Origin of the sequence: Streptomyces himalayensis subsp. himalayensis, assembly GCF_013778455.1 — a bacterium.
Lineage (GTDB): Bacteria > Actinomycetota > Actinomycetes > Streptomycetales > Streptomycetaceae > Streptomyces > Streptomyces himalayensis.
Genome location: NZ_JACEHE010000016.1, coordinates 110,330 through 137,323, shown reverse-complemented (window position 1 = coordinate 137,323; position 26,994 = coordinate 110,330). Strand labels below are relative to the sequence as shown.

Below are 26,994 nucleotides of genomic sequence, written 5' to 3'. Positions count from 1 at the left end.
GTCAGGCCTCGCCCGTGGCCTTCCGGGTGTGCAGCTGCCGTGCTACCTCGGCGATCGAGCCGGACAGGGACGGGTACACCGTGAAGGCGTTCGCGATCTGCTCGACCGTCAGATTGTTGTCGACGGCGATCGAGATGGGGTGGATCAGTTCCGAGGCCCGCGGCGATACGACCACACCGCCGACCACGATGCCCGTACCCGGGCGGCAGAAGATCTTGACGAAGCCGTCGCGGATGCCCTGCATCTTCGCGCGCGGGTTGCGCAGTAGCGGCAGCTTGACGACGCGGGCGTCGATCTTCCCGGCGTCGACGTCGGCCTGCGAGTAGCCGACGGTCGCGATCTCGGGGTCGGTGAAGACGTTCGCCGAGACCGTCTTGAGGTTGAGCGGCGCGACGGCGTCGCCCAGGAAGTGGTACATCGCGATACGGCCCTGCATGGCGGCGACCGAGGCGAGCGCGAAGATGCCCGTCACGTCACCCGCCGCGTACACGCCGGGGGCGCTGGTGCGCGAGACCCTGTCGGTCCAGATGTGGCCCGACTCCTTGAGCTTGATCCCGGCCTCCTCGAGGCCCATGCCGGAGGTGTTGGGGATCGCGCCGACCGCCATCAGGCAGTGACTACCGGTGATGACGCGTCCGTCGGAGAGCGTCACCTCGACGCGGTCGCCCACGCGCTTGGCGGACTGGGCGCGCGAGCGCGACATGACGTTCATGCCACGGCGCCGGAACACGTCCTCCAGGACGGCCGCCGCATCCGGGTCCTCGCCCGGCAGCACGCGGTCGCGGCTGGAGACGAGCGTGACGCGGGAGCCGAGGGCCTGGTAGGCACCGGCGAACTCGGCGCCCGTGACACCCGAGCCGACCACGATGAGCTCCTCCGGGAGCTCCTCCAGGTCGTAGACCTGCGTCCAGTTCAGGATCCGCTCGCCGTCGGGCTGGGCGTCGGGCAGCTCGCGCGGGTGGCCGCCCGTGGCTATCAGCACGGCGTCGGCGATGAGCGTCTCCTCCGTGCCGTCGGCGGCGCGCACGATCACCTTGCGGGAGCCGTCGATCGACTGCCCGCCGTCCAGGCGGCCGCGGCCGCGCAGCACGCGCGCGCCCGCACGCGTGACGGACGCCGTGATGTCGTGCGACTGGGCGAGGGCGAGCCGCTTCACACGCCGGTTGACCTTGCCGAGGTCGACGCCCACCACGCGCGCGGGGGTGTCGATGTGGGGCGTGTCGTCGGCGACGATGATGCCCAGCTCCTCGTACGAGGAGTCGAAGGTCGTCATGACCTCGGCCGTGGCGATCAACGTCTTGGACGGTACGCAGTCGGTCAGCACCGACGCACCGCCCAGGCCGTCGCAGTCGACGACGGTCACCTCCGCGCCGAGCTGGGCGGCCACCAGGGCCGCCTCGTATCCGCCGGGTCCGCCACCGATGATCACGATCCGAGTCACGTACTCCATTGTCCCGCACCGTGTGGGCGACCTCGCCCCGGGGGCCGTCTTTGTGTGCCACGTGGGGGTTTATGGGGCATGACGTCCATCACGGGGCGCAATGTGCCCGCTGCCGTACTCTCAGACCATGTCGCTCTACGCCGCCTACGCCGGCAACCTCGACGCGCGGCTCATGACCCGCCGCGCCCCGCATTCGCCGCTGCGGGCCACCGGCTGGCTCAACGGCTGGCGACTGACCTTCGGCGGGGAGCACCTGGGCTGGGAGGGCGCACTCGCGACCATCGTCGAGGCACCGCGTTCGCAGGTCTTCGTCGCGCTGTACGACATCGCGCCGATGGACGAGGACTCCATGGACCGGTGGGAGGGCGTGGGGCTCGACATATACCGGCGTATGCGGGTGCGGGTGCACACGCTGGACGGCGAGGAACCCGCCTGGGTGTACGTCCTCAACGGATACGAGGGCGGGCTGCCGTCCGCGCGCTATCTCGGGGAGATCGCGGACGCGGCGGAGTCGGCCGGGGCGCCCCACGACTACGTCATGGGGCTTCGTAAGAGGCCCTGCTGAGCCCGTCGGGTCGGTTGACGCGTCGATATCGGCCGGCTCCGGTGGAGCTCGGCCCGGTGGAGCGCACGTCGCCGACATCCCCCGTCACCTGCCCGTTGGAAACGACACGGCAACGATCGCAGTTCCTTGGCACGCGCATCTACGCGCGTAGGGCTCAACGGGCTACGCTCATCGCGTGAACGCTTCTGTTACTCCGGACATCCAGGGCGACCCGCACGCCGCCGCCGACGCCGCCGCCGCGCGCCTCCGCGCGCTGACGGGCGCCGACAACCACGACGTCGCCCTTGTGATGGGCTCCGGCTGGGCGCCGGCCGTCGACGCGCTCGGGGATCCCGAGCACGAGCTGCCCGTCACCGATCTGCCCGGCTTTCCGCCGCCGGCCGTCGAGGGGCACGGCGGCACGATCCGTTCGTACCGGATCGGCGAGAAGCGGGCACTCGTCTTCCTCGGCCGTACCCACTTCTACGAGGGCCGCGGGGTCGCCTCCGTCGCTCACGGTGTGCGTACGGCCGTCGCCGCGGGCTGCAAGACGATCGTGCTGACGAACGGCTGTGGTGGACTGCGCGAGGGCATGCGGCCCGGGCAGCCGGTGCTGATCAGCGACCACATCAATCTGACGGCCGCGTCGCCGATCGTCGGCGCGAACTTCGTGGACCTGACGGATCTGTACTCGCCGCGGCTGCGGGCGCTCTGCAAGGAGATCGACCCGACGCTCGAGGAGGGCGTGTACGCCCAGTTCCCCGGGCCCCACTACGAGACGCCGGCCGAGATCCGGATGGCGCGCACGATCGGCGCGGACCTTGTGGGCATGTCCACCGTGCTCGAGGCGATCGCGGCACGCGAGGCGGGCGCCGAGGTGCTCGGCATCTCGCTGGTCACCAACCTGGCGGCGGGCATGACAGGTGAACCGCTCAACCATGAGGAGGTACTCCAGGCGGGGCGCGACTCGGCGACTCGTATGGGGGCGTTGCTGGCGCAGGTGCTGGGGCGTATCTGACGGCCGCCGCCGTCCTGTGGGCAGGCGTTCCTCCCCCAGCTACCGCTGGGAGGTGCCCCCAGGCGGTGGGGGCACCGCCCATGCCCTTGAGGCAATGGGGGAGGGTGGGCACAGCCCACGACGGCGGTGCGCCTCGGACTGCGGTGGGCACAGCCCACTACGGCGGGTGCCCCCTCAGACTGTGGTGGTCCAGCACCTCGTACGCCGCCCGCGGCGCCCCGCACAACGGTTCCCCGTTTCGACACGGAGAGGCAACAGAGAACGTGCACGACGAACTCATCGCCCGGGCCCAGTCCTGGCTCGCCGAGGACCCGGACCCGGAAACCCGTGAGGAGCTCGCCGAGCTCATCGACGGCAAGGCCCTCGACGAGCTCGCCGCCCGCTTCAGCGGCACCCTTCAGTTCGGCACCGCGGGCCTCCGCGGCGAGCTGGGCGCGGGACCGATGCGTATGAACCGCTCCGTGGTCATCCGTGCGGCGGCGGGCCTCGCCGCGTACCTCAGGGCGAAGGGTCAGGGCGACGGCCTCGTGGTCATCGGCTACGACGCCCGCCACAAGTCCGCCGACTTCGCCCGCGACACGGCGGCCGTGATGACGGGCGCCGGGCTGCGCGCCGCCGTGCTGCCCAGGCCGCTGCCCACGCCGGTGCTCGCGTTCGCGATCCGGCACCTCGGCGCCGTCGCGGGCGTGGAGGTCACGGCCAGCCACAATCCGCCGCGCGACAACGGCTACAAGGTCTATCTCGGCGACGGTTCGCAGATCGTGCCCCCGGCCGACGGAGAGATCGCCGCCGCGATCGCAGCGGTGGGCGGCCTCGACGACGTACCGCGGCCGGAGGGCGGCTGGGACGTGCTCGGGGACGACGTGCTCGAGGCGTATCTCACCCGTACGGACGCCGTGCCCGCCCCCGGTTCGCCGAGGACCGCGCGCGTCGTCTACACGGCGATGCACGGCGTCGGCAAGGAAACCCTGGTCGCCGCCTTCACGCGCGCCGGGTTCCCCGAGCCCGTGCTCGTGGAGGAGCAGGCCGAGCCCGATCCGGACTTCCCGACGGTCGCCTTCCCCAATCCGGAGGAGCCGGGAGCCATGGACCTCGCCTTCGCGAAGGCGCGCGAGGCCCGGCCCGACGTGGTCATCGCCAACGATCCGGACGCCGACCGCTGCGCCGTCGCGGTGCCCGAGCGCGACGGCGACGGGTGGCGCATGCTGCGCGGCGACGAGGTGGGCGCGCTGCTCGGCGCACATCTCGTACGGCGCGGCGCACGCGGTACCTTCGCCGAGTCGATCGTGTCCTCGTCCCTGCTCGGCCGGATCGCCGAGGCGGCCGGTCTGCCGTACGAGGAGACGCTGACCGGCTTCAAGTGGATCGCCCGCGTCGACGGCCTGCGGTACGGCTACGAGGAGGCGCTCGGCTATTGCGTCGACCCGGAGGGCGTGCGCGACAAGGACGGCATCACGGCCGCCCTGCTGGTCGCCGAGCTGGCGTCCGAGGTGAAGGAGCAGGGGCGCACGCTCCTTGACCTGCTGGACGATCTCGCCGTCGAGCACGGGCTGCACGCGACCGACCAGCTGTCCGTGCGGGTCGAGGACCTGTCGATGATCGCGGAGGCCATGCGCCGCCTGCGGGAGCAGCCGCCGACGCGGCTCGGCGGGCTGGCGGTGACGCGCACCGAGGATCTGACACAGGGCACGGAGATGCTGCCGCCGACGGACGGGCTGCGGTACACGCTCGAGGGCGCCCGGGTCATCGTCCGGCCCAGCGGCACAGAGCCGAAGCTCAAGTGCTATCTGGAGGTCGTCGTGCCGGTGGGTTCCCGGGACGACCTGGGCGCGGCGCGGGCGACGGCCGCGGAGCTGCTCGGCGCCGTCAGGAGGGATCTGTCGGCGGCCGCGGGCATCTGAATCAGACCTCAGGATCAGACCTCAGGATCAGACCCCCAGGATCAGACCTCAGGATCACACCCCAGGTTCAGACCTCGAGGTTCGAATCCCAAACCGAAGTCGCCCCGAAGTGTGATTAGCCACGGCAGTTGACGCAGCGTTCCTTCGCGCTGCCGGTCAACCGAGCAACGGTTGACCAGTAGCGCACGAACGAGCCCTGGAGCTGCCGCAGTGTCCTCGACCGCTTCCCCGGTGCCCTCCGAAGCGATCGCCAAGTCTCCCGGCGGGATGCTTCCGGGCTCCCGGCATCGGCGGCCGGCACCGCCGTCCGCCGCCGGGCTCCGCGCCCGTCTGCGCCGCTCCCTGCGGCGCGCGGCCCCCGCGCTGCTCGCGTACGCCGGGGTCCGCGCCACGGGAATCGTCCTGCTGACCGTCTGGGCGCGCGGCTTGGGCCAGGACGTCTGGCCGATGCTCGCCTCGGACTGGGACTCCGTCTGGTACCTGGGGATCGCCGACCACGGGTACGAGCGCGAGCTGGGCACCGAGTACGACGCGAACAACCTCGCCTTCTTCCCGCTGTATCCCCTGCTGGTGAAGGGCGTCGCCGCGCTGACGCCCGGACCGCGCGCGAGCGTCGGCCTCATCATCGCCGTGCTGTCCTCCTTCGTCGCCGCATGGGGGATCTTCGAGGTCGGCAACCGGCTGCACGGGAGCCGCGTCGGGGTGCTGCTGACGGTGGCGTGGGCGGCGCTGCCGGTCGGGCTCGTGCAGTGGATGGGCTATACGGAGTCCCTGTTCACGGCCTTCGTCGCCTGGTCGCTGTACGCGGTGCTCACCGGCCGCTGGGTGTGGGCGGGTTCGCTCGCGGCGCTGTCGGGGCTGACGCGGCCGACCGGTATCGCGCTCGCGGCCGCCGTCTCGCTGTCGGCCCTCTTCGCGCTCCGCCCGCGCTTCTCCGCGCGCGTTCTCGCCGGTGCGGTCCTGGCACCACTCGGCTGGCTGGCCTACGTCGGGTGGGTGGGCGTGCGCCTCGGCCGCTGGGACGGCTACTTCGCTGTACAGAGGCTGTGGCACAACGAGTGGGACGGCGGCATCGAGACCCTGGGCAGGATGCGCCGGATCTTCGTGTACGACTCGACGCCCGAGCTGTTCCTGGTCATGGTGTCGCTGACGCTGATCGCATCCGTCGTGCTGTTCACTCTGTCGGTGCGGGACCGGCAGCCGCTCCCGCTGCTGATCTTCACCGGTGTGCTGCTGGTGATCGTGCTCGGCAGTGGCGGCGTCTACTTCCCGCGCGCCCGCTTCCTGCTGCCGGGCTTCCCGCTGCTGCTGCCGCTGGCGCTCGCCGTCGCCCGCGCCAGCCGGCGCCGGGCGGCTGCGGCACTGGTCTGCGCGGTTCTGGGCTCGGCGTACTGGGGCGCGTACATGACCCTGGTGTGGCCGAGCGCGCCGTAGGGGTGGCGGCTGAAAGGCACGGCGGGCATCACCCCACCGCCAGCAACACCACCAACAGAATCGCTCCCAGCACCGCGGGCCCCACGATCTCGTAGGCCCACCGCACCACAGGCCCGCCCTGCGCCCCCTCGGCCGAGGCCCGCTCCTCGGCGAGCTGGCGCAGGTCGTCCATCGCCTGGTCTCCGGAAGCGCGCACGGGACCGGACGGCAGCGGAGACGTGCGCCCCTGCGGGTCCGCCGCGGCAGCCTGCGTCTGGCGCCGCGCCGCCTTCTTGCGGGCGCGCAGCGAGACCGGGATGGCCCACAGCTGGTACTTGGTGCCGGACTGGTCGAAGACCTCGTTGGAGTAGCCCGCGCGCAGACCCGAGACCGCCGCCCAGGGCAGCGTGATCGTACGGAAAGGGTTGCGGACGCGGAGGCGGTCGTCGTTCGCGTACACCGCCGGCCGCACCGTGAACGCGACGACCAGCGGCACCGCGAGCAGCAACCCCGCGAGTGCCAGCCAACGCACCCGGGCCCCACCGTTGACCAGCGCGTCGATGCCCAGCCACGCGCCCAGAGCGAGCAGCATCACACCGCCCGCGATCCCGGCGGGGGACCGGTAGACGCGATCCTGGGACTGGGGCGTAGCCGCGGGAGACGGAGGCTCGGGGGTCGTCATGCTGCCGATTCTGCACGACGAGGTGTGGACCGCTGTCCTGCGGTGGCCCTGACGCGGACAGCCGCATGGGGGTATACAGCTGCTACGCGCGTAGATATGCTCCCCTCGTGACCATGCCCATCACTGCACCAGCCTCCCCTGCCGACAGCGCGGGCGGACCCCCCGGAACCACCGGTCCGGCCGTCGGTCCGGCCCACGCACTCGCCGACGTGACCGCGTCCGACAGCGCGCTGCGCCGCTTCCTGCACGGGCTGCCCGGCGTGGACGCGGTCGGCCTCGAGGCGCGCGCCGCATCGCTTGGCACTCGTTCGATCAAGACCACGGCGAAGGCGTACGCCATCGACCTGGCCATCTCGATGATCGATCTGACGACCCTGGAAGGCGCGGACACCCCGGGCAAGGTCCGGGCGCTCGGCGCCAAGGCGGTCCACCCGGACCCGACCGACCGTACGACTCCGCAGGTCGCGGCCGTCTGCGTCTATCCGGACATGGTGGCGACGGCGAAGGAGGCGGTGGCCGGTTCCGGCGTCAAGGTCGCCTCGGTCGCCACCGCGTTCCCCGCGGGCCGCGCCCCGCTCGGGGTGAAACTGGCCGACGTGCGCGAGGCGGTCGCGGCCGGTGCCGACGAGATCGACATGGTCATCGACCGCGGCGCCTTCCTCTCTGGCCGGTATCTGAAGGTGTACGACGAGATCGTCGCCGTGAAGGAGGCCTGCGGAACGGACGCCCGTCTGAAGGTCATCTTCGAGACCGGCGAGCTGGCGACGTACGACAACATCCGGCGCGCGAGCTGGATCGGCATGCTCGCGGGCGCGGACTTCATCAAGACGTCCACCGGCAAGGTCGCGGTCAACGCAACGCCCGCCAACACGCTGCTGATGCTGGAGGCGGTACGCGACTTCCGCGCCGCCACCGGGGTACAGGTCGGGGTGAAGCCCGCGGGCGGCATCCGGACCTCCAAGGACGCGATCAAGTTCCTGGTGCTGGTCAACGAGACCGCCGGCGAGGACTGGCTGGACAACCACTGGTTCCGCTTCGGCGCCTCCTCGCTGCTGAACGATCTGCTGATGCAGCGCCAGAAGCTGGCGACCGGCCGCTACTCCGGCCCCGACTACGTGACGGTGGACTGAGACCCCATGACCATGGACAAGCAGTCATCTCTCTTCGAGTACGCGCCCGCTCCCGAGTCCCGCTCGGTCGTCGACATCGCCGCCTCCTACGGCCTGTTCATCGACGGTGAGTTCGCCGAGGCCGCCGACGGCAAGGTGTTCAAGACGGTCTCGCCGTCCACCGAGGAGGTCCTCTCCGAGGTCGCGCAGGCGGGCGAGGCGGACGTCGACCGTGCCGTGAAGGCGGCCCGCAAGGCCTTCGAGAAGTGGTCGGCGCTGCCGGGCTCGGAGCGCGCCAAGTACCTGTTCCGCATCGCCCGGATCATCCAGGAGCGGTCGCGCGAGCTGGCCGTCCTGGAGACCCTGGACAACGGCAAGCCGATCAAGGAGACGCGCGACGCGGACCTCCCGCTGGTCGCCGCGCACTTCTTCTACTACGCGGGCTGGGCGGACAAGCTCGACTACGCGGGCTACGGGCCGAACCCCCGTCCGCTGGGCGTCGCCGGCCAGGTCATCCCCTGGAACTTCCCGCTCCTGATGCTCGCGTGGAAGATCGCCCCGGCGCTGGCGACCGGCAACACGGTCGTGCTCAAGCCCGCGGAGACCACTCCCCTGTCGGCTTTGTTCTTCGCGGACATCTGCCGCCAGGCGGGCCTGCCGAAGGGCGTCGTCAACATCCTTCCGGGATACGGCGACACGGGCGCCGCGCTCGTCGCGCACCCGGACGTCGACAAGGTCGCGTTCACGGGTTCCACGGCCGTCGGCAAGGAGATCGCCCGGGCGCTCGCGGGCACCCGCAAGAAGCTCACCCTCGAACTCGGCGGCAAGGGCGCGAACATCGTCTTTGACGACGCCCCGATCGACCAGGCCGTCGAGGGAATCGTCACCGGCATCTTCTTCAACCAGGGCCAGGTCTGCTGCGCGGGCTCCCGCCTCCTCGTACAGGAGTCGATCCAGGAGGAGCTGCTGGAGTCCTTGAAGCGCAGGCTGTCGACGCTCCGCCTCGGCGACCCGCTCGACAAGAACACCGACATCGGCGCGATCAACTCCGCCGAGCAGCTGGCCCGGATCACCGCGCTCGCCGAGCAGGGCGAGGCGGAGGGCGCCGAGCGCTGGTCCCCGGCCTGCGAACTCCCCTCCTCCGGCTACTGGTTCGCGCCGACGCTCTTCACGAACGTCACCCAGGCGCACACCATCGCCCGCGACGAGATCTTCGGCCCGGTCCTTTCGGTACTGACCTTCCGTACGCCCGAAGAGGCCGTGGCCAAGGCCAACAACACCCAGTACGGGCTCTCCGCGGGCATCTGGACCGAGAAGGGCTCCCGCATCCTCGCGGTCGCGGACCGGCTGCGCGCGGGCGTCGTCTGGGCCAACACGTTCAACAAGTTCGACCCGACCTCGCCGTTCGGCGGCTACAAGGAGTCGGGCTTCGGCCGCGAGGGCGGCCGCCACGGCCTGGAGGCGTACCTCGATGTCTGACCACGTATCACTTAGCGGCTCCGCCGCGCGGCGTCTGAGCGTCTTCAAGACCTACAAGCTGTACGTCGGCGGGAAGTTCCCGCGTTCCGAGAGCGGCCGGGTGTACGAGGTGACCGACTCAAAGGGCAACTGGCTCGCCAACGCACCCCTGTCGTCCCGCAAGGACGCCCGGGACGCGGTCGTCGCGGCCCGCAAGGCGTTCGGCGGCTGGGCCGGCAAGACGGCGTATCTGCGCGGCCAGATCCTGTACCGGGTCGCGGAGATGCTCGAGGGCCGCCGAGACCAGTTCGTACGCGAGGTCGCCGAGGCCGAGGGGCTGTCCAAGTCGAAGGCGGCCGCCCAGGTCGACGCGGCGATCGACCGCTGGGTCTGGTACGCGGGCTGGACGGACAAGATCAGCCAGGTCGTGGGCGGCGGGAACCCGGTGGCGGGCCCCTTCTTCAACCTCTCGACGCCCGAGCCGACGGGTGTGGTGGCCGTCGTGGCGCCCCAGGAGTCGTCGTTCCTGGGCCTCGTGTCGGTGATCGCCCCGGTGATCGCGACCGGCAACACCGCCGTGGTGATCGCCGGCGAGAAGTCCCCGCTCCCGGCGCTCTCGCTCGGGGAGGTCCTGGCCACGTCCGACCTTCCGGGCGGCGTGGTGAACATCCTGTCGGGCCGGACGGCCGAGATCGCGACCCCGCTCGCCGCGCACCGGGACGTCAACGCGATCGACCTGACGGGCGCCGACGAGGTCCTCGCCAAGGAACTGGAGATCGCGGCGGCGGACAACCTGAAGCGCGTTCTCCGTCCACAGCCTGTGGACAACGTCGTGGACTGGACGGCCGACCCGGGCACGCACCGCCTGACGGCGTTCCTGGAGACGAAGACGGTCTGGCACCCGACGGGGTCACTGGGCCCGTCCGGCTCGTCGTACTGATGACCGGCCCCGCCTCCCCTCCGTCCCTGGGGAGGCGGGGCCCTTCGCTGCCGTCCGCCGTGGGGGCGCCGTCAGCCCGGCAGCAGCGCCGCCGCGTTGCCCGCCACCGGGAGCGTCCGCAGAGAACCGCCCTGCGTCAGCGGACCCGTCACCGACTTCGTCGACACGGGCTTGAAGTCCGCGATCTGCGTACCGACGGTGTTGTCGAGCGGGTCCACGCCCGTGCCGGCGAGCGGGTTGAGCTTGGCGTCCTTGACGGCGGCCAGCGCCTGGTGCAGCGCCACGTTCGTCCCCTGCGCCGCCGCCTGGGGGTTGATTCTGCCGAGGGTGACCGGGCCGCCCTGCGGCATCGGCGCTGCACTGGCCGCGGCCGCACCTCCCGCACCGAGTCCGATACCTGCGACAGTCACCGCGAGCCCGGCGCGCATCAGGCCGCGTTTTGCGGACCCGTGCCGAGGAACTGCGTGTCGTGCCATGGGATACACCCGCCTCCTTGGAGTAATCAATTCGCCACGAAGCGTAGTTGAGACGTGGTGCGGGCACCAAAGACGACCCGCGGGGCCGGCTCGGGCCGCGGGATGCCGCACACTGGTCTCTCGTGACTTCCCATGCCCCCGCCACCCGCGTCGTGCTGCTCACCGGCCCCTCCGGCTCAGGAAAGTCGTCGTTCGCCGCCCGCTCCGGGCTGCCCGTGCTCTGCCTCGACGACTTCTACAAGGAGGGCGACGACCCGACTCTGCCTCTCGTACCGGGCAGTTCGGACATCGACTGGGACTCGCCCGGGTCCTGGGACACGGAGGCGGCCGTCACCGCGATCGAGGAACTGTGCCGCTCCGGTCGGACGCGAGTCCCGCGGTACGACATCTCGACGAGCGCGCGGACGGGCGAGGACACGCTCGACATCGGGCACACCCCGCTGTTCATCGCCGAGGGCATCTTCGCCGCGGACATCGTGGGGCGATGCCGCGAACTCGGCCTGCTGGCCGACGCGTTGTGTCTGCGCGGGCGTCCTTCGACGACGTTCCGGCGGCGGCTGCTGCGGGATCTGAAGGAGGGCCGCAAGTCCGTCCCGTTCCTGCTCCGCCGCGGCTGGCGCCTCATGCGTGCCGAGCGCAGCATCGTGGCCCGCCAGACGGCATTGGGCGCCCACCCATGCGGCAAGGACGAGGCACTGGGGCGGCTGGCGGCGGCTGCTGCGGGGCGGGGCGTGATGGCGCAGAGCACTGCCGCTTAGGCGGGCGCGGGGGCTGCCGCGTAGGCGGGCGCGGGGGCTGCCGCGTAGGCGGGCGCGGGGCTTCGCCTACGGACGGAGCCCCGCGCTGTTGTCACGCTCCTGTCGTCACCCGGCAGGGCAGCCCGCGGTCGCCCCGGACCAGCAGTGTGACGACGGCACGTTGTCGAACGAGGAGCTGAAGTTCGTGGAGGCACCGGCAGGCAGGCCCCAGCTGTCCCCGGACCAGTAGGCGTTCTGGTACAGCCAGAGGTTGTTGTTGGAGTCACGGTTCTTTACCGAGCTCACCGTGTTGTTGATGGCGACCGAAGTGCCGTAGTACGTGCCCGTGTACTCCTGCTTGCTGTACAGCGTGTCGTAGATGCCGCCCGTGTAGTCCTGGTAGCGGTACAGACAGGCCTCGTCCACGTTGCAGGAGCCGTCGTAACTGGCGGCCTGTGCGGGGGTAACCGCCCCGAAGACGGCCGCAACGGCCATCACCGAGGCTGCCAGGACACCGCGTCCTCTGTTCATTTCTGACCTTTCTTTCCGGGTCTGCCGGGGTGCCGCCGCCCGTGCGGGACGGCGAGTCGTGGGGCGGCTCATGGCCTCGGCCGGTCGTTCGGCCGGCCTGCCGCGGGGGGATGAGAGACCGGGCGACGCCGGGCGGCTGCGCAGGGGGAAGCGTCGATCAGAGGCGGGCGCTGACCGACGACGGATGGGCGGTGGGGGGAGATGCCGGCGGTCTGCGCGGCGGGTTCTGGACCACTCGAGATCTTGCGGTACGTGACCTTGGCACAGGTACGGACACCGCGTGGAGGCCGCGTTCCGCTCAATGTCCGAAATAATGATCATTCATGGCTGGAAGACATATGTTCGGACACCCTCCCGCTCGTCAGGCTTGACGGTACGCATCGCGGATGATCACCCTGATGCGCACATGACGAGGGACGGCGACCCGGTGTCGCCTCATGATCGCGGGGGCACACATGTCGCAGTCGACCAACCCTGGACTGCCACGGCACAAGGAGACCGCCACCGCACCGGCCTCCGGCCCCGTCACCAGGGCATACCGCGCAGCCGCCCTGGCGGTCGGCACAGCGCTCCTCGCCACGGCCTGCACCGGACAGCAGGCGGCGACGAAGGAGCCGGACAACGGCACGAGCACGGCCCTCGGTTCGTCCGCCGACGCGCCCAAGGACTACCCGCTGGACGCGTACATGCCGACCACCGCGGAACGACAGGCCCTGGATCACGCCATCAACATCCTGGCCCGCTCCTGCATGAAGAAGTTCGGCCTGAGCTGGCCCGCGTACCAGCCGCCCCCGGGGAACCTGCCGCAGAACGGCCGGAAGTACGGCGTGACAGACCTGAAGTCGGTCCGCATCTACGGCTACAAGCCGCCCCTGCCCGACGGCGTCACCAAGCAGCAGGCCGTCTCGTACCAGGAGAAGGCCAAAGCGAACGAGGAGACGATCACCCCTGCCGCGCAGGCGGCCTACACCGGCTCCGAACAGGCAGCCGGTACCGGGAAGGGCTCCCCCGCACAACCCCCGTCCGGCGTCCCCGAAGGCGGCTGCCAGGGAGAAGCCATACGCAAGGCCGGGGCCGACCGTCTCAACCAGGACATGACGGCGGTCCAGAAGCTGTTCTTCGAGGCGTCCGCCGCCACCAGGGAAGACCCCGGGACCAACGAACTGGACCAGCGGTGGAGCGCCTGCATGCGCAAGGCCGGGATGAACTATCCGGATCCGCTCGCGGCCGTGGACGACCCGACGTGGCGTACCCAGAAGACGAAGAAGGACGGGCCCGCGCCGAACTTCCCGGCCCCTTCACAGAAGGAGATCCGCACGGCGGAAGCCGATGTGATCTGCAAGAGCGAGACCGGCTACGTCCACAAGCGGTACGCCATCGATTCCCGTCTTCAGCGACAGCTCATCGAGAAGCACGCGGACATGCTCGCCGCGGTGAAGGAACGCAAGCAGCGCATGACGAAGCAGGTCCACTCCGTCGCGACCGGGCACTCCGCGGTACCGGATGACGGGGGAACCCAGGGATGAAACGAGGAGAAGGCCCGCGCGGATCCCCCGACCGCCCGGACCTTCTCTTTCCTCCCCCGTGGTCCCCCGTGACCCCGTGCAACCCCCGGTTGCTGCTCCCCCGTGGTCCCCCGCGGTCCCCCGCGGACGCTCCCCCGCGCCCCGGCCCTCAGGCGACCAGTTCGCCGAAGGACTCCTCCTCGTCACGGCCGAAGCTCAGGACGTCGTCCTCGCGCAGCCTGCGCAGGGAGCGCCAGATGCTCGACTTCACCGTGCCGACGCTTATGCCGAGGATCTCCGCGATCTCCGGGTCCGTACGGCCCTCGTAGTAGCGCAGGACCAGCATGGTGCGCTGGAGTTCGGGCAGCCGGGCCAGCGCCTGCCACAGCACGGCGCGCAGCTCGGTGCCGCGCATCGCGTCCGTGTCACCGGCCGTCTCCGGCAGCTCCTCGGTCGGGTACTCGTTCAGCTTGCGGCGGCGCCACGCGCTGATGTGCAGATTGGTCATGGTGCGGCGGAGATAGCCCCCGACCGCGGCCTTGTCGCTGATCCTGTCCCAGGCCCTGTACGTCGAGAAGAGGGCGCTCTGCAGCAGATCCTCGGCCTCGAACCGGTCACCGGTCAGGTGGTATGCGGTCGCGTACAGGGAGGCGCGGCGCTCCTGGACGTAGGCGGTAAACGCCGCTTCGGCATCCACAGTCTCCGACCTGGCCCGACGCTCCCCCGTGGCCTCCCCGTACGCGGCTCCCCCGTGAGCTCCCCCGCTGGAGCTTCCCCCCACATGTGCGTCAACCACCGTCATGTACGCGGTGTGCTGACGCCCGGTGCCGCGAGCGCACCCCCGCCCTCCCCCAAGCTCTCGGCTTCGCTCGAGCAGGGAGGTACCCCCTTCAGCACCGGACTTCTCGTGCTGACCGGCGCCCCGCCCGACCTCGTGAAGACGCGTGACAACTGCGCTTGTCGTGGTGCTGTGCAGCGTGTTCATCTCGCGCCCCCCGTCGTGGAGTCCCCGGTGCCTTGCGTGTGACAAGAACTCTGCCGGGAGCACTTCATGGCGGTGTCCGCCGACTGTCACAGGCCTGTCACAGGGGTCCCGTGCACGGGTCTGCCGGCGCGTTGTCAAAGATCCTTTACAGGAGTTCGAGGTACGCGCGTGTGGGCAGGAGCGCTCCAACTGTCGAAACCGCCCCATGCGATGGGACAGAATGACGCCGTGCCTTCCCTGTTGCTGATCGAGGACGACGACGCCATCCGTACGGCCCTGGAGCTGTCGCTGACGCGCCAGGGGCACCGTGTGGCCACCGCTGCCACCGGCGAGGACGGTCTGAAGCTGCTGCGCGAGCAGCGGCCGGACCTGATCGTCCTGGACGTGATGCTGCCCGGTATCGACGGGTTCGAGGTGTGCCGGCGCATCCGGCGCACCGACCAGTTGCCGATCATCCTGCTGACCGCGCGCAGCGACGACATCGACGTGGTGGTCGGGCTGGAGTCCGGTGCCGACGACTATGTCGTGAAGCCCGTGCAGGGCCGGGTGCTCGACGCCCGGATCCGTGCCGTGCTGCGCCGCGGCGAGCGGGAGGCGAACGACTCCGCGACCTTCGGGAACGTGGTCATCGACCGTGCCGCGATGACCGTCACCAAGAACGGCGAGGATCTTCAGCTGACGCCGACCGAGCTGCGTCTGCTGCTGGAGCTGAGCCGCAGGCCCGGCCAGGCCCTGTCGCGCCAGCAACTCCTGCGCCTGGTCTGGGAGCACGACTATCTCGGCGACTCCCGGCTCGTCGACGCCTGTGTGCAGCGGCTGCGCGCCAAGGTCGAGGACGTGCCGTCCTCGCCGACGCTGATCCGCACGGTGCGGGGCGTGGGCTACCGGCTGGACACACCCTCGTGAGCGATGGTCGTGGCCACTTCGGTCACTTCTGCCCCTCCAGCCTCGTGACGCACACAGCAACAGGCGGTCTCAACGGCCGCGTTCGGGCAGAGAATGTAAAGGTGACCAGGCAGGCAGGGAACGCGGGGGCGTCGGCCCCCGGGCCCGCCCAGTGCCTTAAGGGCCTGGGAGATACCCCCAGGCGCGCGGGCGCGGAAGCGAGTGGTCGGGCACGGTGACGAAACCGCACGACAAGCTCCGCGGCTGGGCCGCGGCGCGCAAGGCGATCTTCTCGGCGCTGCGCTTCACGAGCCTGCGGCTGCGGGTGGTCCTCGTGTTCGGGCTCGTCGCGCTGACCGCCGCCGTGTCGGCGAGCGGCATAGCGTACTGGCTCAACCGCGAGGCGGTGCTCACCCGTGCCCAGGACGCCGCGCTGAACGACTTCCAGCAGGAGATGCAGAACCGCGCGGGTGTCCTGCCCACCCGTCCGACGCAGGAGGAACTGCAGCACGCCGCCGGCCAGATGGCCAACAGCGGCCAGCACTTCAGCGTGCTGCTCATCGCCGAGGACGAGGACGGCAACACCATCGTCGGCAACTCCGACCTGGACACCTTCACGCTCACGGACGTGCCGAAGTCCCTGCGCGATGCCGTGAACGAGCGGCAGGAGCTCACCGAGCGCAACAAGTACCCGTACCACCTGTACTGGCAGCGGATCGTGGACGACGGCACCCCGTACCTGGTGGGCGGCGCCACGATGATCGGGGGCGGGCCGACCGGGTACATGCTCAAGTCCCTGGAACCGGAGGCCAAGGACCTCAACTCGCTGGCCTGGTCGCTGGGGATCGCCACCGGGCTTGCGCTGATCGGCTCCGCGCTGCTCGCGCAGGCCGCGGCGACGACCGTGCTGAAGCCCGTGCACCGGCTCGGGGTCGCCGCGCGCCGGCTCGGCGAGGGCAAGCTGGACACCCGGCTGCGCGTGTCCGGTACGGACGAGCTGGCCGATCTGTCCCGTACGTTCAACCGGACCGCCGAAGCGCTGGAGAAGCGTGTCGCGGACATGAGTGCGCGCGAGGAGGCGTCGCGGCGGTTCGTCGCGGACATGTCCCACGAGCTCCGTACACCGCTGACCGCGATCACCGCCGTGACCGAGGTGCTCGAGGAGGAGCTCGATGCCGAGACCGGCAGCGTCGATCCGATGATCGAGCCCGCGGTACGGCTGGTCGTCAGCGAGACGCGGCGGCTGGGCGACCTCGTGGAGAACCTGATGGAGGTGACCCGCTTCGACGCGGGCACGGCCCGGCTGGTGCTCGACGACGTGGACGTCGCCGACCAGATCACCGCCTGCATCGACGCGCGTGCCTGGCTCGACGCCGTCGAGCTCGACGCCGAGCGCGGCATCGTGGCCCGGCTCGATCCGCGGCGGCTGGACGTGATCCTCGCGAACCTGATCGGGAACGCCCTCAAGCACGGCGGCTCGCCGGTGCGGGTCGCCGTCAGGACCGAGGGCCCGGACGGCCAGATGGTGGCCATCGAGGTACGCGACCACGGGCCCGGCATCCCCGAGGATGTGCTGCCGCACGTCTTCGATCGCTTCTACAAGGCGAGCGCGTCGCGGCCGCGGTCCGAGGGCAGCGGTCTCGGTCTGTCGATCGCGCTGGAGAACGCCCATATCCACGGGGGCGACATCACCGCCGCGAACTCGCCGGAGGGTGGAGCCGTGTTCACGTTCCGGGTGCCCCGGGATGCCTCGGGAGTCGCTGAACGGGAACGGGGCGACGGATCGGCTGAGGGCCCCGCCGAGTGCCCGCCCGAGGGGTCGGGTGGGGCGGCGGACGACGCCTCCGGAACCGACGGAGGTGGGCGGTGAACGTGCGGCGTCTACGGGGTTCGGTGGCCGTTTCCCTGCTCGGCGTGGTGCTGGCCTCCGTGCTCGCCGGGTGCGGGATCCGGCCGACCGAGGTGCCGACCGACTTCGGTGCGGCGCCGTCGCGGGCGCCCTGTGCGCTGACCGGGACGGACACCGGCACGCAGTCGGCACGTGGCATTCCCGTGCAGGTCTTCCTGGTGTGCGCATCGCAGTTGGTGACGGTCGACCGGACCGTCCAGCTCTCCGGGAAGAGCGCGGCGACGGACCGCGTGCAGGTGGCGCAGGCACTGCTCGACCAACTGGCGGAGACCCCGTCGGAGCCGGAGAAGCAGGCCAAGTACACGACGGATGTGCGCCGCGGCATGACGGTGTCCGGGCCGCGGGAAGGCGACCCGGAAGACACGTTGCGGCTCAGCACACGGCCGGAGGATCTGTCGGCGTACGCGCTCGCGCAGATCATCTGCACGTACGCGAACTCCGCTGCGGCGGACGAGGACGGGGCGGTGGTACTGGGCGGCCCGACCGACGAGCCGGTACGCCGCTATCAGTGCACCCCGGAGGTCCGGTCCCGCCCGAGCACGGCGCCGCCTTCTGAGGTGGTTTCGGAGGCCTGACCGGCCCGTGGGGTGCGCTGCCGCGCCGGGATGTACGTCCTCGGTCTGGCGCCGAACCGGGGGAGGGTCGGCACAACCCACGACGGCGGGTGCGTCGCGCATGGGCTGCGCCCCGAGTGGGGCGCATGAAGAAGGCGCGCCCCCCGCCGGAGGCCCGCGTGCACCCGAATGGAGTGAGCTGAGGCACGGCGGGGAACCAGGGCGCGAGCCCCGGCGTCATTGGGGGCGTGCGTCAAGGATCGGGCGACGGCGACGTCGCGTTCCGTGTTCGTGCGGCAGGAGGCATCCTCCTCGTCGCACACCTTCTCCTCGTCGGGTGGCTCACGCTGCGACCCCTGCAGGTCCCCTGGGTGAGCGCAGCGAATCTGCACCCGTTCGCCGGCATCCGCGCCGACCTCGCGCTGGGCCCGACGCAGGCCGCCCGCCGCATCGGCGAGGGCCTACTACTGCTCGCCCCGCTGGGCGTGCTGCTGCCCATGGCCGCCGGAAAACTGTCCGTGTCGCCGCTGGGCTCCTTGGCGCGTACGGTCGCGGCCGGCGCGCTCCTCTCGCTGGGCATCGAGCTGCTGCAGACCGGCGTACCGGGCCAGATCGTGGACGTCGACTCGCTGCTGCTGAACACCGTGGGCGTGGCGCTCGCCCATGTCGCCGTCGTGCCCGCCGCGCGGGTCCGGCTCCGTCGTCGGGTCGAGCGCACGCGCGATGGCGCCGCCCGCCGGGAGGACGCCTCTCAGGGAAGGACCCCGACGATTACCAGGGTCGGGATCGCACCGCAGAGCGACGCTTTGCCCGCTTCGCGTCCGTAGCGTGGAAGGCAGATGAGGCAACCGCCTCCACGGTTCGCGAAGGAGCCCACGATGACCCGCCTTGCCCGCCCCACCAACGGACGGATGATCGGCGGAGTGTGCGCAGCGCTGGCACGGCGCTTCGGCACCTCCGCGACCACGATGCGAGTGATCTTCGTAGTCTCGTGCCTGCTGCCCGGTCCTCAGTTCCTGCTCTACATCGCGCTGTGGATCCTGTTCCCGAGCGAGAAGAGCGTCCGCGAGGCCTGGTAGGAGACAGCGCGACGGCCTGGTAGGAGACAGCGCGACGGGGTGCACCGAGTGTGTCGGTGCACCCCGTCGTCGTGTCCGGGTCAGGAGAGGCCCAGGGAGCCCAGCGGCAGGGCCTGCGTCGGAAGGCCCGTCGTCGGCAGGCCGCCGAGGAGGCCGGCCACCGGAGGGGCCTCCTCGATCGGGGCGGGCAGCGTGGACGCCGCCACCTGACCGGCGGCGTTCCCGACCGTGTCCTGTGCCTCGCCGAGGGAGTCGGTGGCGACCTTGGCGGGCAGCGTCTTCGCAGCCTCGCTCAGGTCCGGGGCGACCCCGGGGGCGGCGTTGGCCGCACCGGCGCCCGCGGCAGCGAAGGCGGCACCGAGCGCGGCGACGCCGAGGGTCTTGGCGGCAGACTGCATCATCTTCACGTCCTCGTGACGGGGGCATTTGGGTTTCAGAAACGTAACGACCGTGTCGTGCCGCCCGCAAACAGCGGGTTTTCCCGGGAATTCGTCACGTCCAGCGCCCCGGCGCCTCGAGGATCAGGGCTTCTTTTTCACAGAAGTGCTGGTCGAGACCGTCTGCTTGAACAGCCATTCGGACTTCAGCTCGGCATATCCGGGCTTGATCACGTCATTGATCATCGCCAGTCGTTCGTCGAAAGGAATGAATGCTGATTTCATCGCATTGACGGTGAACCACTGCATGTCGTCGAGCGTGTAGCCGAATGCCTCGATCAAGAGCTCGAATTCGCGGCTCATGCTGGTGCCGCTCATGAGGCGGTTGTCCGTGTTGACGGTCGCGCGGAAGTGCAGACGGCGCAGCAGGCCGATGGGGTGCTCGGCGTACGAGGACGCGGCGCCCGTCTGGAGGTTGGAGGTGGGGCACATCTCCAGCGGGATGCGCTTGTCCCGGACGTACGCGGCCAGCCGGCCGAGGTGCACCGAGCCGTCCTCGGCGACCTTGATGTCGTCGATGATGCGCACGCCGTGGCCGAGCCGGTCGGCGCCGCACCACTGCAGGGCCTGCCAGATCGAGGGCAGGCCGAAGGCCTCGCCGGCGTGGATCGTGAAGTGGTTGTTCTCGCGCTTGAGGTACTCGAAGGCGTCGAGGTGCCGGGTGGGCGGGTAGCCGGCCTCGGCGCCCGCGATGTCGAAGCCGACGACGCCCTCGTCCCGGTAGCGGTTGGCGAGTTCGGCGATCTCCAGGGCGCGGGCGGCGTGCCGCATCGCGGTGAGGAGGGCGCCGACGCGGATGCGGTGGCCGTTCTCGCGGGCGATGCGCTCGCCCTCGCGGAAGCCCTCGTTGACCGCCTCGACGACCTCTTCGAGGGTGAGGCCCTTTTCCAGGTGCTGCTCGGGGGCGTACCGGACCTCGGCGTAGACGACGCCGTCCTCGGCCAGGTCCTCGGCGCACTCGGCGGCGACGCGCTTGAGGGCCTCCTTGGTCTGCATGACGGCGCAGGTGTGGGCGAAGGTCTCCAGATAGCGCTCCAGCGAGCCGGAGTCGGCCGCCTCGCGGAACCAGATGCCGAGCTTGTCGGGGTCGGTCTCGGGGAGTTTGTCGTAGCCCTGGGCGCGGGCGAGGTCGACGATGGTGCCGGGGCGCAGGCCCCCGTCGAGGTGGTCGTGGAGCAGCGCCTTCGGCGCCCGGCGGATCTGGTCCGGGGTCGGCGTTTCGCGGGTCTGGCTCGTCATTTCCGCACTCTAACGCCTACGCGCGTAGAACTCTCGTGGCCGAGGTTCGTCGATACGTAACGGTGACCCTGCGGACAGATGGAGTACACCAGTGCTTCTGAGACTGTTTTGTCATGGCACAGCAAGCGACGTCGGCTCAGACGCCACGGCTGGGAAGGGCGATCGGCCCGGAGCCGTCCGCCGTGGGCGGTGTGGTGTTGCTGCTGCCCGGGGGTGACGAGGTCTCCACGCGCCGTCCGTCCCCGCTCGCCGCGTCGTCGGCGCGCGCCTTGGGGCGGCGTCTCGCGCGCGACGGGCGTCAACACGGGCTGGCGGCGCACGTGGTGCACTACCGGTACCGCGGCTGGAACGGCAGCGAGGCGCATCTCGCGCGCGACACCTCATGGGCGGCGGACGAGGTCGTACGGCGCTACGGCGACGTACCGGTCTGCCTCGTCGGCGTGGACATGGGCGGCCGCGCCGCCCTGCACGCGGGCGGGCACCCGGCCGTCGACTCCGTGCTGGCGATCGCGCCCTGGCTGCCCGAGGACGACGTCGCCGCGGCTCCCGAACCGGTGAAGCAGCTGGCGGGGCGGCGGGTGATGATCGTGCACGGCACCAACGACGAGCGTACGGATCCCGAGTTGTCGTTCCGGCTGGCGGCGCGGGTGAAGAAGAGCAACCGCGACATCTGCCGGTTCGAGGTGCACTCCGACGGGCACGGGCTGCATCAGTACTGGGACGAAGTGCTCGCTCTCGCTTCGGACTTCGTGCTCGGCACCCTCTTCGGACGCGACTTCGCACGCCCGGTCGCGGACGCACTGGCGGCTCCGCCGCCACTGGGGTTGCGGATGCCGTTGGCGGCGGGGTTCGGAGGGGTGGGGCGGCGCTAGCGCCTCCGGCGGTGGCGGTTCGCCACCTGCCGGTGGGTGGGTCGGGGTGTACGCGTCTGCGGGTCCGCTCCGGTTCGCCACCTGCCGGTGGGTGGCTCGGGCATGTACGCGACTCCCGCCCGTGGGTGGTCGCCACCTGCCGGTGGGCGGGTCGGGGCCGCGCCGGGATGTACTCCCCCAGTGCCTTAAGGGCCTGGGAGGTGCCCCCAGGTCTGGCGCCGAACCGTTGTCGTTGAGGGAGGCCGGACGTCGCGCCAGCCTCCCCCAGTGCCTTAAGAGGTGCTCACAAAATGGGAGTCCGATCAGCTCGAGGCGCCTGGTGCGTGCGATCGCAAGGCGCCGGAAGACCCTCGTTGGGGGCACCTCCCATGCCCTTAAGGCAATGGGGGAGGAGCTACTAGGGTGTTTCGGCAACGCGGCGAGCGTGCGTGCCAGGCGCCTCGAGCCGGGCGCCCATTTTGTGAGCACCTCTAAGGGCCTGGGAGGTACCCCCAGCGGGCGCACATCCCGGCACGTCCCCTTCGGCGCGTTCGCGGCTACCGGCCGGTGGCCGGTTCCGCCGTTGCGCTGCGGCGGGTGGACAGCCGCGCCGCTCCTGTTGTGGGCAATCGTTCCGCAGGGCTGGGGGCACCTCCCATGCCCTTGAGGCAATGGGAGAGGGTGGGCACACCCACGACGGCGGGGGCGCCGCCTATGGCCCCTGCCCCCGGCGGGGTGGGCGCACCCCACGACGCGGGTGCCGTCAACCGTGGTCCCGCCCCCGTACGGCCGCCCCCGTACGGGGAACTCAGTCCGGCAGAAGGTGGCCCCGGCGCGACAGCAGGAAGCGTTTGAAGGCCGCCACCGGCGGGGTGTCGGGGATCCCCGCGCGCCAGGCCACGCCGATCTCGCGCGCCGCGCGAGGCGCGGTGACCGTGAGTTCGGCAACCCCCGGGCGCGGCACCGCCGGCGGCGGCAGCAGCGCCACGCCGAGGCCGGCGGCGACGAGGCCGCGGAGTGTCTCGGCCTCCTCGCCCTCGAAGGCGATGCGCGGACGGAAGCCGGCCTGCCGGCACAGGTCGTCAGTGATGCGGCGGAGCCCGTACCCCGGCTCCAGGGTCACGAAGGCCTCCTCGGCCGCCTCGGCGAGCCGGACTCGCCTGCGCGAGGCGAGGCGGTGGTCGTCGGGCACGACCAGCCGCAGCCGCTGTTCGTCGAGACGGCGCGCGACCAGGTCGGGGGCATCGGGGACCGGCGAGGTCAGACAGAGGTCCAACTCCCCCGCCCGCAAACGTTCGATCATGGCCTCGCCGTAGTTCTGGACGAGGCTGAAGCGCACGCGCGGGTGGTCGACACGGAAGGCGCGGATAAGCCCGGGCACGGTTTCGAAGCCCATGGTGTGCAGGAAGCCGAAGGCGACCTTGCCGGACGCCGGGTCGACGTCCGCCCGTACCTCCTCGGCGGCTCGCTCGACCTCGGCGAGCGCCCGCTCGACCGAGGTGAGGAAGGTGCGGCCCGCGGGGGTCAGCGACACGGTGCGGCCGTGGCGGGCGAACAGGTCGACGCCCAGGTCCCGTTCGAGGCGTACGAGGGCCCGGGACAGGGTCGACTGCGGCACCTGCATCTCCTGCGCGGCCCGCGTGACGTGCTCGGTACGGGCGACGCCGGCGAAATAGGCGAGGCGCGGCGCGAGTATCGCCGCAATGTCTTGCGTGTCACCGGACGGTGACAGTCGTGCCTGTGACCTCTGCTCATGCTCCATGGGATCGATTATGGCGATTCCATGCATTGGACGCATGAATGCAGGTGGTCGTACGTTCGGGGCATGCCTCCTGCCAGTACCAAGGCGTCCACCATCGTGGACGCCCGCCCTGCCGTTACTGCTCCCGATTCCCGGATGACCCCGGGCGGTCCCGGCTACCGCCGGATGAGCCTCGCCCTGTTCCTGGCCGGCGTCGCGACGTTCGCACTGCTGTACTCCACGCAGGCCCTGCTGCCGCTCATTTCCGACGACTTCGGCGTGAGCGCGAGCACGGCGAGCTGGACGGTGTCGGCGGCGACGGGCGCGCTGGCGCTGTGCGTCCTGCCGATGTCCGCGCTGTCGGAGCGTTTCGGGCGGCGGACGCTGATGACGGCGTCGCTCGCGGTCGCGGTGACGGTCGCGCTGCTGGTGCCCTTCGCGCCCTCGATGGGCGCGCTGATCGCGCTGCGCGCCGTTCAGGGCGCCGCGCTCGCCGGGCTTCCGGCGTCCGCGATGGCGTACCTGGCGGAGGAGGTGCGGCCCAAGGCGCTGGTGGCCGCCGTCGGTCTGTTCGTCGCGGGCAACAGCATCGGCGGTATGAGCGGCCGGGTCATCACCGGCTGGGTCGCGCAGGAGTGGGGCTGGCGTGTCGCGCTCGGTGCGATCGGCGTGATCGCCGTGGTGTGCGCGGTGCTGTTCCGGGCGCTGCTGCCGACGCAGCGCCACTTCAAGGCGGGCACGCTGAACCCGAAGGCCCTGGCGCGCACGGTCCGCGGCCACCTGGCGAATCCGCTGCTGTGCCGCCTGTACGCGATCGGCGCGCTGTTCATGACGGTGTTCGGCGGGGTCTACACGGTGATCGGCTACCGGCTGACGGCCGCGCCCTTCTCGCTTCCGCAGGGCATCATCGGCTCGATCTTCCTGGTGTATCTGGTGGGTACGGTCTCGGCGTCCGCGGCCGGAGAGCTGGTGGCCCGGCTGGGGCGGCGCGGGGCGCTGTACCTGGCGGGCGGCACCACGGCCGCGGGTCTGCTGCTGTCGCTCGCCGACGCGCTGCCGCTGGTCCTGCTGGGCCTGGTCCTGATCACCGCCGGCTTCTTCGCGGGCCACGCGGTCGCGTCCTCGGCGGTGAGCCACACGGCGACCCACGGCCGGGCGCAGGCCTCGGCGCTCTACCAGTCCGCGTACTACGTGGGCTCCAGCGCGGGCAGCACGCTGGGCGCGGTCGCGTTCCACGCCGGCGGCTGGTTCGGGACGGTGGCGCTCGGACTGCTCGCGGTGGGCGGTGTCGTGACGATCACGGTCGCCGGAACGCTGGCCGCGCGGCACGCCCGGCTGATCGCGGCGCCTGCGCGGCCCTGAGGTCGCCGGCGTCTCGTACCGACGCGCACCCCGCGTACCGCCGACTAGCGGTGCGCGGGGTGCGGCGTGAGGATCGGGGCATAGGAGGTGCCGTGGGAGGTGCCAGTATCGCGGCCCGGCCCTCATTCGTACGCGGAAACGGCGGGTCTGGGCCGATTGTCAGTGGGCTCCTGTAGCTTCCGGAATGCTGGCGCCGCACAGGGCGACGGAGAAGCCACAGGGGTGGGTTCCAATGAGTGACAGCACAGCGACGACGACGGATCTGGACGCCCGGCTGGAGCAGTACCGGGTCGAGTTGACGGGGTACTGCTACCGGATGCTCGGTTCCTCCTTCGAGGCCGAGGACGCGGTGCAGGACACGATGGTGCGCGCCTGGCGGAGCTACGACCGGTTCGAGGGCCGCTCGTCCCTGCGCTCGTGGCTGTACCGCATCGCGACGAACGTATGCCTGGACATGCTGAACGCGGGCAACCGCCGGGCCCGCCCCATGGATCTGACGGAGGCCGCGCCGCTGGCGCAGGCGGCGCTCAATCCGCGCCCGGACCACACCTGGCTGGAGCCGATGCCGGACGGGCGCGTGCTGCCGCAGGTCAGCGACCCGGCGGAGGCCGCGGTGGCCAAGGAGTCGGTGCGTCTCGCGTTCATGGCGGCCCTGCAGCAACTGCCGCCGAAGCAGCGGGCCGTGCTGATCCTGCGCGAGGTGCTCGCCTGGAAAGCCAGTGAGGTCGCCGAGCTGCTCGGCACCTCGGTCGCCTCGGTCAACAGCGCGCTGCAGCGGGCGCGAGCGACCCTGGCCGAGAGCGGCGGCTCGCTGGACACGGCGACCGCCGACCCGCTGGACGAGGAGCAGCGCAAGCTCCTGGACCGCTATGTGGCGGCCTTCGAGGGGTACGACATGGCGGCGCTGACGGCCCTGCTGCACGAGGACGCGGTGATGACGATGCCGCCGTTCGACCTGTGGCTGCGCGGGTCCGGGGACATCACCGGCTTCATGACCACGCTGGGCGCGGCCTGCGAGGGCTCCCGGCTGCTGCCGGTCGCCGCCAACGGCACGCCGGCGTTCGCGCAGTACAAGCCGGACCCTGACGGGAAGGGCTTCGTTCCCTGGGCGGTGCAGGTCATCGAGATATCAGAGGGGCGGATCACCGGGTTCCACTGCTTCCTGGACACGGCGCGGTGGTTCCCGCTGTTCGGGATGCCGCTCCATCTCGAGCCGTAGCCCGGCGAGTTGGAGCAGCTCCCGCAGCCGCGGGGTCGGGTTGCGGATCCGGATCCGGCCGCCTGCCCGGCGCGCGGCGAGTTCCAGCCGGGCCAGCAGGTCGACTGCGGCGAGACCTGGCGTGGCCAGCGCCGCGGCGTCGCATACGACGACGTCCGCGCCGGTGGCCAGCAGCTGTGCTCGTACGTCCGCGCACAGCCGGTCCGTCTCGGCGCGGCAGACGGTGCCAGGCAGGACCAGGGGGGCAGGTGTCGGAGCGTCCACGGTCGGTAGACCGGGCGTGAGCGGAGAACTCATCGCGTCCGACGTCGGTCCGCGCGCCGGACGGCTCACGGCGGGTGCGGTCAGTCGACAGGGAACACGCTGGTGTCGAGCGTGACATCGAAGGGTTCGGGGAGTGCGATCTGGTCGCCGAACTTGCCCGCGTGCAGGATGCGGTAGACGTCGCCCTTGGGTTCGCCGTAGAGGGTGACGGTGGGGCCGCCGGGGGCCCAGCTGTCGATGAGCAGGTAGAGGGGGACTCCGGCGTGGGCGTAGCCTGCGGCCTTCTTGATCCGGTCGTTGCTCGCGTTGGACTTCGAGGTGATCTCTACGACGAGCTCGGCCGCGGCTGCGGGGATGTAGGTGCCCTCATCGGCGTGCAGCGCCTCCCTGGGCGCCACAGCAATGTCGGGGATGTAGAGGCCGTCACGCGACGGTACTGCTGTGCCCAGCGTCTGGTAGATGCCCCAGTCCTCAGGAATCACTTGGTACAGACGCCGCTGCACCCGGTCAGCGATGTCGTTGTGGGCGTTGGACGGCGGTGGTGCCACGGTGACGATCCCCTCGATGATCTCCACCTTGCAGCCCTCGGGCGCGTCCGTCTGCTCCCAGATCCGGACGAGGTCGTCCCACTCGTGGCCGCTGGCCGTCGCGTGGTCGACGGTGAGTGCGCTCATGGCGGTCTCCAATCGGTGCGTCACCGATCCCAGCATGCCG

27 protein-coding genes are annotated in these 26,994 nt (G+C 70.9%); 17 read left to right on the top strand and 10 right to left on the bottom strand.

Annotation, left to right across the window (positions count from 1 at the left end):
- Position 1: 1 nt before the first annotated feature.
- A complete protein-coding gene (locus tag H1D24_RS25225; RefSeq protein ID WP_181659959.1) occupies positions 2–1,450 on the bottom strand; it encodes an NAD(P)H-quinone dehydrogenase in 1,449 nt (482 codons plus the stop codon).
- A gap of 118 nt (positions 1,451–1,568) precedes the next feature.
- Here H1D24_RS25225 and H1D24_RS25220 point away from each other — a divergent pair, with 118 nt between their 5' ends.
- The 4 genes from H1D24_RS25220 (at position 1,569) to H1D24_RS25205 (ending at position 6,338) form a co-directional block, all read left to right on the top strand.
- Entirely contained in the window at positions 1,569–2,006 is a 438-nt protein-coding gene (locus tag H1D24_RS25220) for a gamma-glutamylcyclotransferase family protein (RefSeq protein WP_181659958.1), read from the top strand.
- A gap of 175 nt (positions 2,007–2,181) precedes the next feature.
- Positions 2,182–3,003: a purine-nucleoside phosphorylase gene (locus tag H1D24_RS25215; RefSeq protein ID WP_181659957.1), complete on the top strand. Its 822-nt coding sequence runs from the start codon at positions 2,182–2,184 to the stop codon at positions 3,001–3,003.
- Positions 3,004–3,266: 263 nt separating this feature from the next.
- On the top strand, positions 3,267–4,904 hold the full coding sequence (locus tag H1D24_RS25210) for a phospho-sugar mutase (RefSeq protein ID WP_181659956.1): 1,638 nt from the start codon (positions 3,267–3,269) through the stop codon (positions 4,902–4,904).
- A gap of 267 nt (positions 4,905–5,171) precedes the next feature.
- Entirely contained in the window at positions 5,172–6,338 is a 1,167-nt protein-coding gene (locus H1D24_RS25205) for a putative hexosyltransferase (RefSeq protein WP_181660051.1), read from the top strand.
- 28 nt (positions 6,339–6,366) lie between these two features.
- Here the strand turns inward: H1D24_RS25205 and H1D24_RS25200 are convergent, their stop codons facing one another.
- A complete protein-coding gene (locus tag H1D24_RS25200; RefSeq protein ID WP_181659955.1) occupies positions 6,367–6,999 on the bottom strand; it encodes a PH domain-containing protein in 633 nt (210 codons plus the stop codon).
- 113 nt (positions 7,000–7,112) lie between these two features.
- On the opposite strand from H1D24_RS25200, the gene deoC reads away from it, so the two are divergent.
- From deoC to H1D24_RS25185, 3 genes are read left to right on the top strand one after another with little or no spacing between them, the layout of a single operon-like run.
- Entirely contained in the window at positions 7,113–8,129 is a 1,017-nt protein-coding gene (deoC, locus tag H1D24_RS25195) for a deoxyribose-phosphate aldolase (RefSeq protein WP_181660050.1), read from the top strand.
- Positions 8,130–8,141: 12 nt separating this feature from the next.
- On the top strand, positions 8,142–9,587 hold the full coding sequence (locus H1D24_RS25190; protein WP_181659954.1) for an aldehyde dehydrogenase family protein: 1,446 nt from the start codon (positions 8,142–8,144) through the stop codon (positions 9,585–9,587).
- Positions 9,580–10,506, top strand: a complete 927-nt coding sequence (locus tag H1D24_RS25185) for an aldehyde dehydrogenase family protein (RefSeq protein WP_181659953.1) — start codon at positions 9,580–9,582, stop codon at positions 10,504–10,506. Before H1D24_RS25190 ends, H1D24_RS25185 begins: the two co-directional genes overlap by 8 nt.
- Before the next feature lie 71 nt (positions 10,507–10,577).
- Here H1D24_RS25185 and H1D24_RS25180 read toward each other — a convergent pair whose 3' ends face one another.
- Positions 10,578–10,982 carry a hypothetical protein gene (locus H1D24_RS25180; RefSeq protein ID WP_181659952.1) on the bottom strand — a complete coding sequence of 135 codons (405 nt, stop codon included), beginning with the start codon at positions 10,980–10,982 and terminating at the stop codon, positions 10,578–10,580.
- 122 nt (positions 10,983–11,104) lie between these two features.
- Here H1D24_RS25180 and H1D24_RS25175 point away from each other — a divergent pair, with 122 nt between their 5' ends.
- Complete coding sequence (locus H1D24_RS25175; protein WP_309484436.1) at positions 11,105–11,740, top strand: uridine kinase family protein; 636 nt, start codon at positions 11,105–11,107, stop codon at positions 11,738–11,740.
- Between the two features lie 105 nt (positions 11,741–11,845).
- Here the strand turns inward: H1D24_RS25175 and H1D24_RS25170 are convergent, their stop codons facing one another.
- Entirely contained in the window at positions 11,846–12,250 is a 405-nt protein-coding gene (locus H1D24_RS25170) for a peptidase inhibitor family I36 protein (protein ID WP_181659950.1), read from the bottom strand.
- A gap of 455 nt (positions 12,251–12,705) precedes the next feature.
- On the opposite strand from H1D24_RS25170, the gene H1D24_RS25165 reads away from it, so the two are divergent.
- Entirely contained in the window at positions 12,706–13,776 is a 1,071-nt protein-coding gene (locus H1D24_RS25165; RefSeq protein ID WP_181659949.1) for a hypothetical protein, read from the top strand.
- 148 nt (positions 13,777–13,924) lie between these two features.
- On the opposite strand, the gene H1D24_RS25160 is transcribed toward H1D24_RS25165, so the two are convergent.
- Positions 13,925–14,740 carry a SigE family RNA polymerase sigma factor gene (locus H1D24_RS25160; protein WP_181659948.1) on the bottom strand — a complete coding sequence of 272 codons (816 nt, stop codon included), beginning with the start codon at positions 14,738–14,740 and terminating at the stop codon, positions 13,925–13,927.
- Between the two features lie 228 nt (positions 14,741–14,968).
- Here H1D24_RS25160 and afsQ1 point away from each other — a divergent pair, with 228 nt between their 5' ends.
- The 5 genes from afsQ1 (at position 14,969) to H1D24_RS25135 (ending at position 19,167) form a co-directional block, all read left to right on the top strand.
- Positions 14,969–15,646, top strand: coding sequence for a two-component system response regulator AfsQ1 (afsQ1, locus tag H1D24_RS25155; protein ID WP_181659947.1), 678 nt, complete (start codon positions 14,969–14,971; stop codon positions 15,644–15,646).
- 214 nt (positions 15,647–15,860) lie between these two features.
- Entirely contained in the window at positions 15,861–17,495 is a 1,635-nt protein-coding gene (locus H1D24_RS25150) for an ATP-binding protein (protein WP_181659946.1), read from the top strand.
- On the top strand, positions 17,492–18,109 hold the full coding sequence (locus H1D24_RS25145; RefSeq protein WP_181659945.1) for a hypothetical protein: 618 nt from the start codon (positions 17,492–17,494) through the stop codon (positions 18,107–18,109). Before H1D24_RS25150 ends, H1D24_RS25145 begins: the two co-directional genes overlap by 4 nt.
- Before the next feature lie 227 nt (positions 18,110–18,336).
- Positions 18,337–18,915: a VanZ family protein gene (locus tag H1D24_RS25140; protein ID WP_181659944.1), complete on the top strand. Its 579-nt coding sequence runs from the start codon at positions 18,337–18,339 to the stop codon at positions 18,913–18,915.
- Between the two features lie 51 nt (positions 18,916–18,966).
- Complete coding sequence (locus H1D24_RS25135; protein ID WP_181659943.1) at positions 18,967–19,167, top strand: PspC domain-containing protein; 201 nt, start codon at positions 18,967–18,969, stop codon at positions 19,165–19,167.
- 80 nt (positions 19,168–19,247) lie between these two features.
- Here H1D24_RS25135 and H1D24_RS25130 read toward each other — a convergent pair whose 3' ends face one another.
- Together H1D24_RS25130 and H1D24_RS25125 are read right to left on the bottom strand one after the other, a co-directional pair.
- Positions 19,248–19,568, bottom strand: coding sequence for an ATP-binding protein (locus tag H1D24_RS25130; RefSeq protein ID WP_181659942.1), 321 nt, complete (start codon positions 19,566–19,568; stop codon positions 19,248–19,250).
- A 120-nt stretch (positions 19,569–19,688) separates the two neighbouring features.
- Entirely contained in the window at positions 19,689–20,843 is a 1,155-nt protein-coding gene (locus tag H1D24_RS25125; RefSeq protein WP_181659941.1) for an adenosine deaminase, read from the bottom strand.
- A gap of 113 nt (positions 20,844–20,956) precedes the next feature.
- Between H1D24_RS25125 and H1D24_RS25120 the strand changes: the two genes are divergently transcribed.
- The gene (locus H1D24_RS25120) at positions 20,957–21,715 is read left to right on the top strand and encodes an alpha/beta hydrolase (protein ID WP_181659940.1); all 759 of its coding nucleotides are present in this window, start codon (positions 20,957–20,959) and stop codon (positions 21,713–21,715) included.
- A 787-nt stretch (positions 21,716–22,502) separates the two neighbouring features.
- Here H1D24_RS25120 and H1D24_RS25115 read toward each other — a convergent pair.
- Complete coding sequence (locus H1D24_RS25115) at positions 22,503–23,456, bottom strand: LysR family transcriptional regulator (protein ID WP_181659939.1); 954 nt, start codon at positions 23,454–23,456, stop codon at positions 22,503–22,505.
- A 63-nt stretch (positions 23,457–23,519) separates the two neighbouring features.
- Between H1D24_RS25115 and H1D24_RS25110 the strand changes: the two genes are divergently transcribed.
- Positions 23,520–24,797: an MFS transporter gene (locus H1D24_RS25110; protein ID WP_181659938.1), complete on the top strand. Its 1,278-nt coding sequence runs from the start codon at positions 23,520–23,522 to the stop codon at positions 24,795–24,797.
- A 232-nt stretch (positions 24,798–25,029) separates the two neighbouring features.
- Entirely contained in the window at positions 25,030–26,016 is a 987-nt protein-coding gene (locus H1D24_RS25105; RefSeq protein ID WP_181659937.1) for a sigma-70 family RNA polymerase sigma factor, read from the top strand.
- On the opposite strand, the gene H1D24_RS25100 is transcribed toward H1D24_RS25105, so the two are convergent.
- Positions 25,927–26,313 carry an STAS domain-containing protein gene (locus H1D24_RS25100; RefSeq protein ID WP_181659936.1) on the bottom strand — a complete coding sequence of 129 codons (387 nt, stop codon included), beginning with the start codon at positions 26,311–26,313 and terminating at the stop codon, positions 25,927–25,929. The genes H1D24_RS25105 and H1D24_RS25100 overlap by 90 nt on opposite strands.
- A gap of 47 nt (positions 26,314–26,360) precedes the next feature.
- Positions 26,361–26,954, bottom strand: coding sequence for a Uma2 family endonuclease (locus H1D24_RS25095; RefSeq protein ID WP_181659935.1), 594 nt, complete (start codon positions 26,952–26,954; stop codon positions 26,361–26,363).
- Positions 26,955–26,994 lie beyond the last annotated feature (40 nt).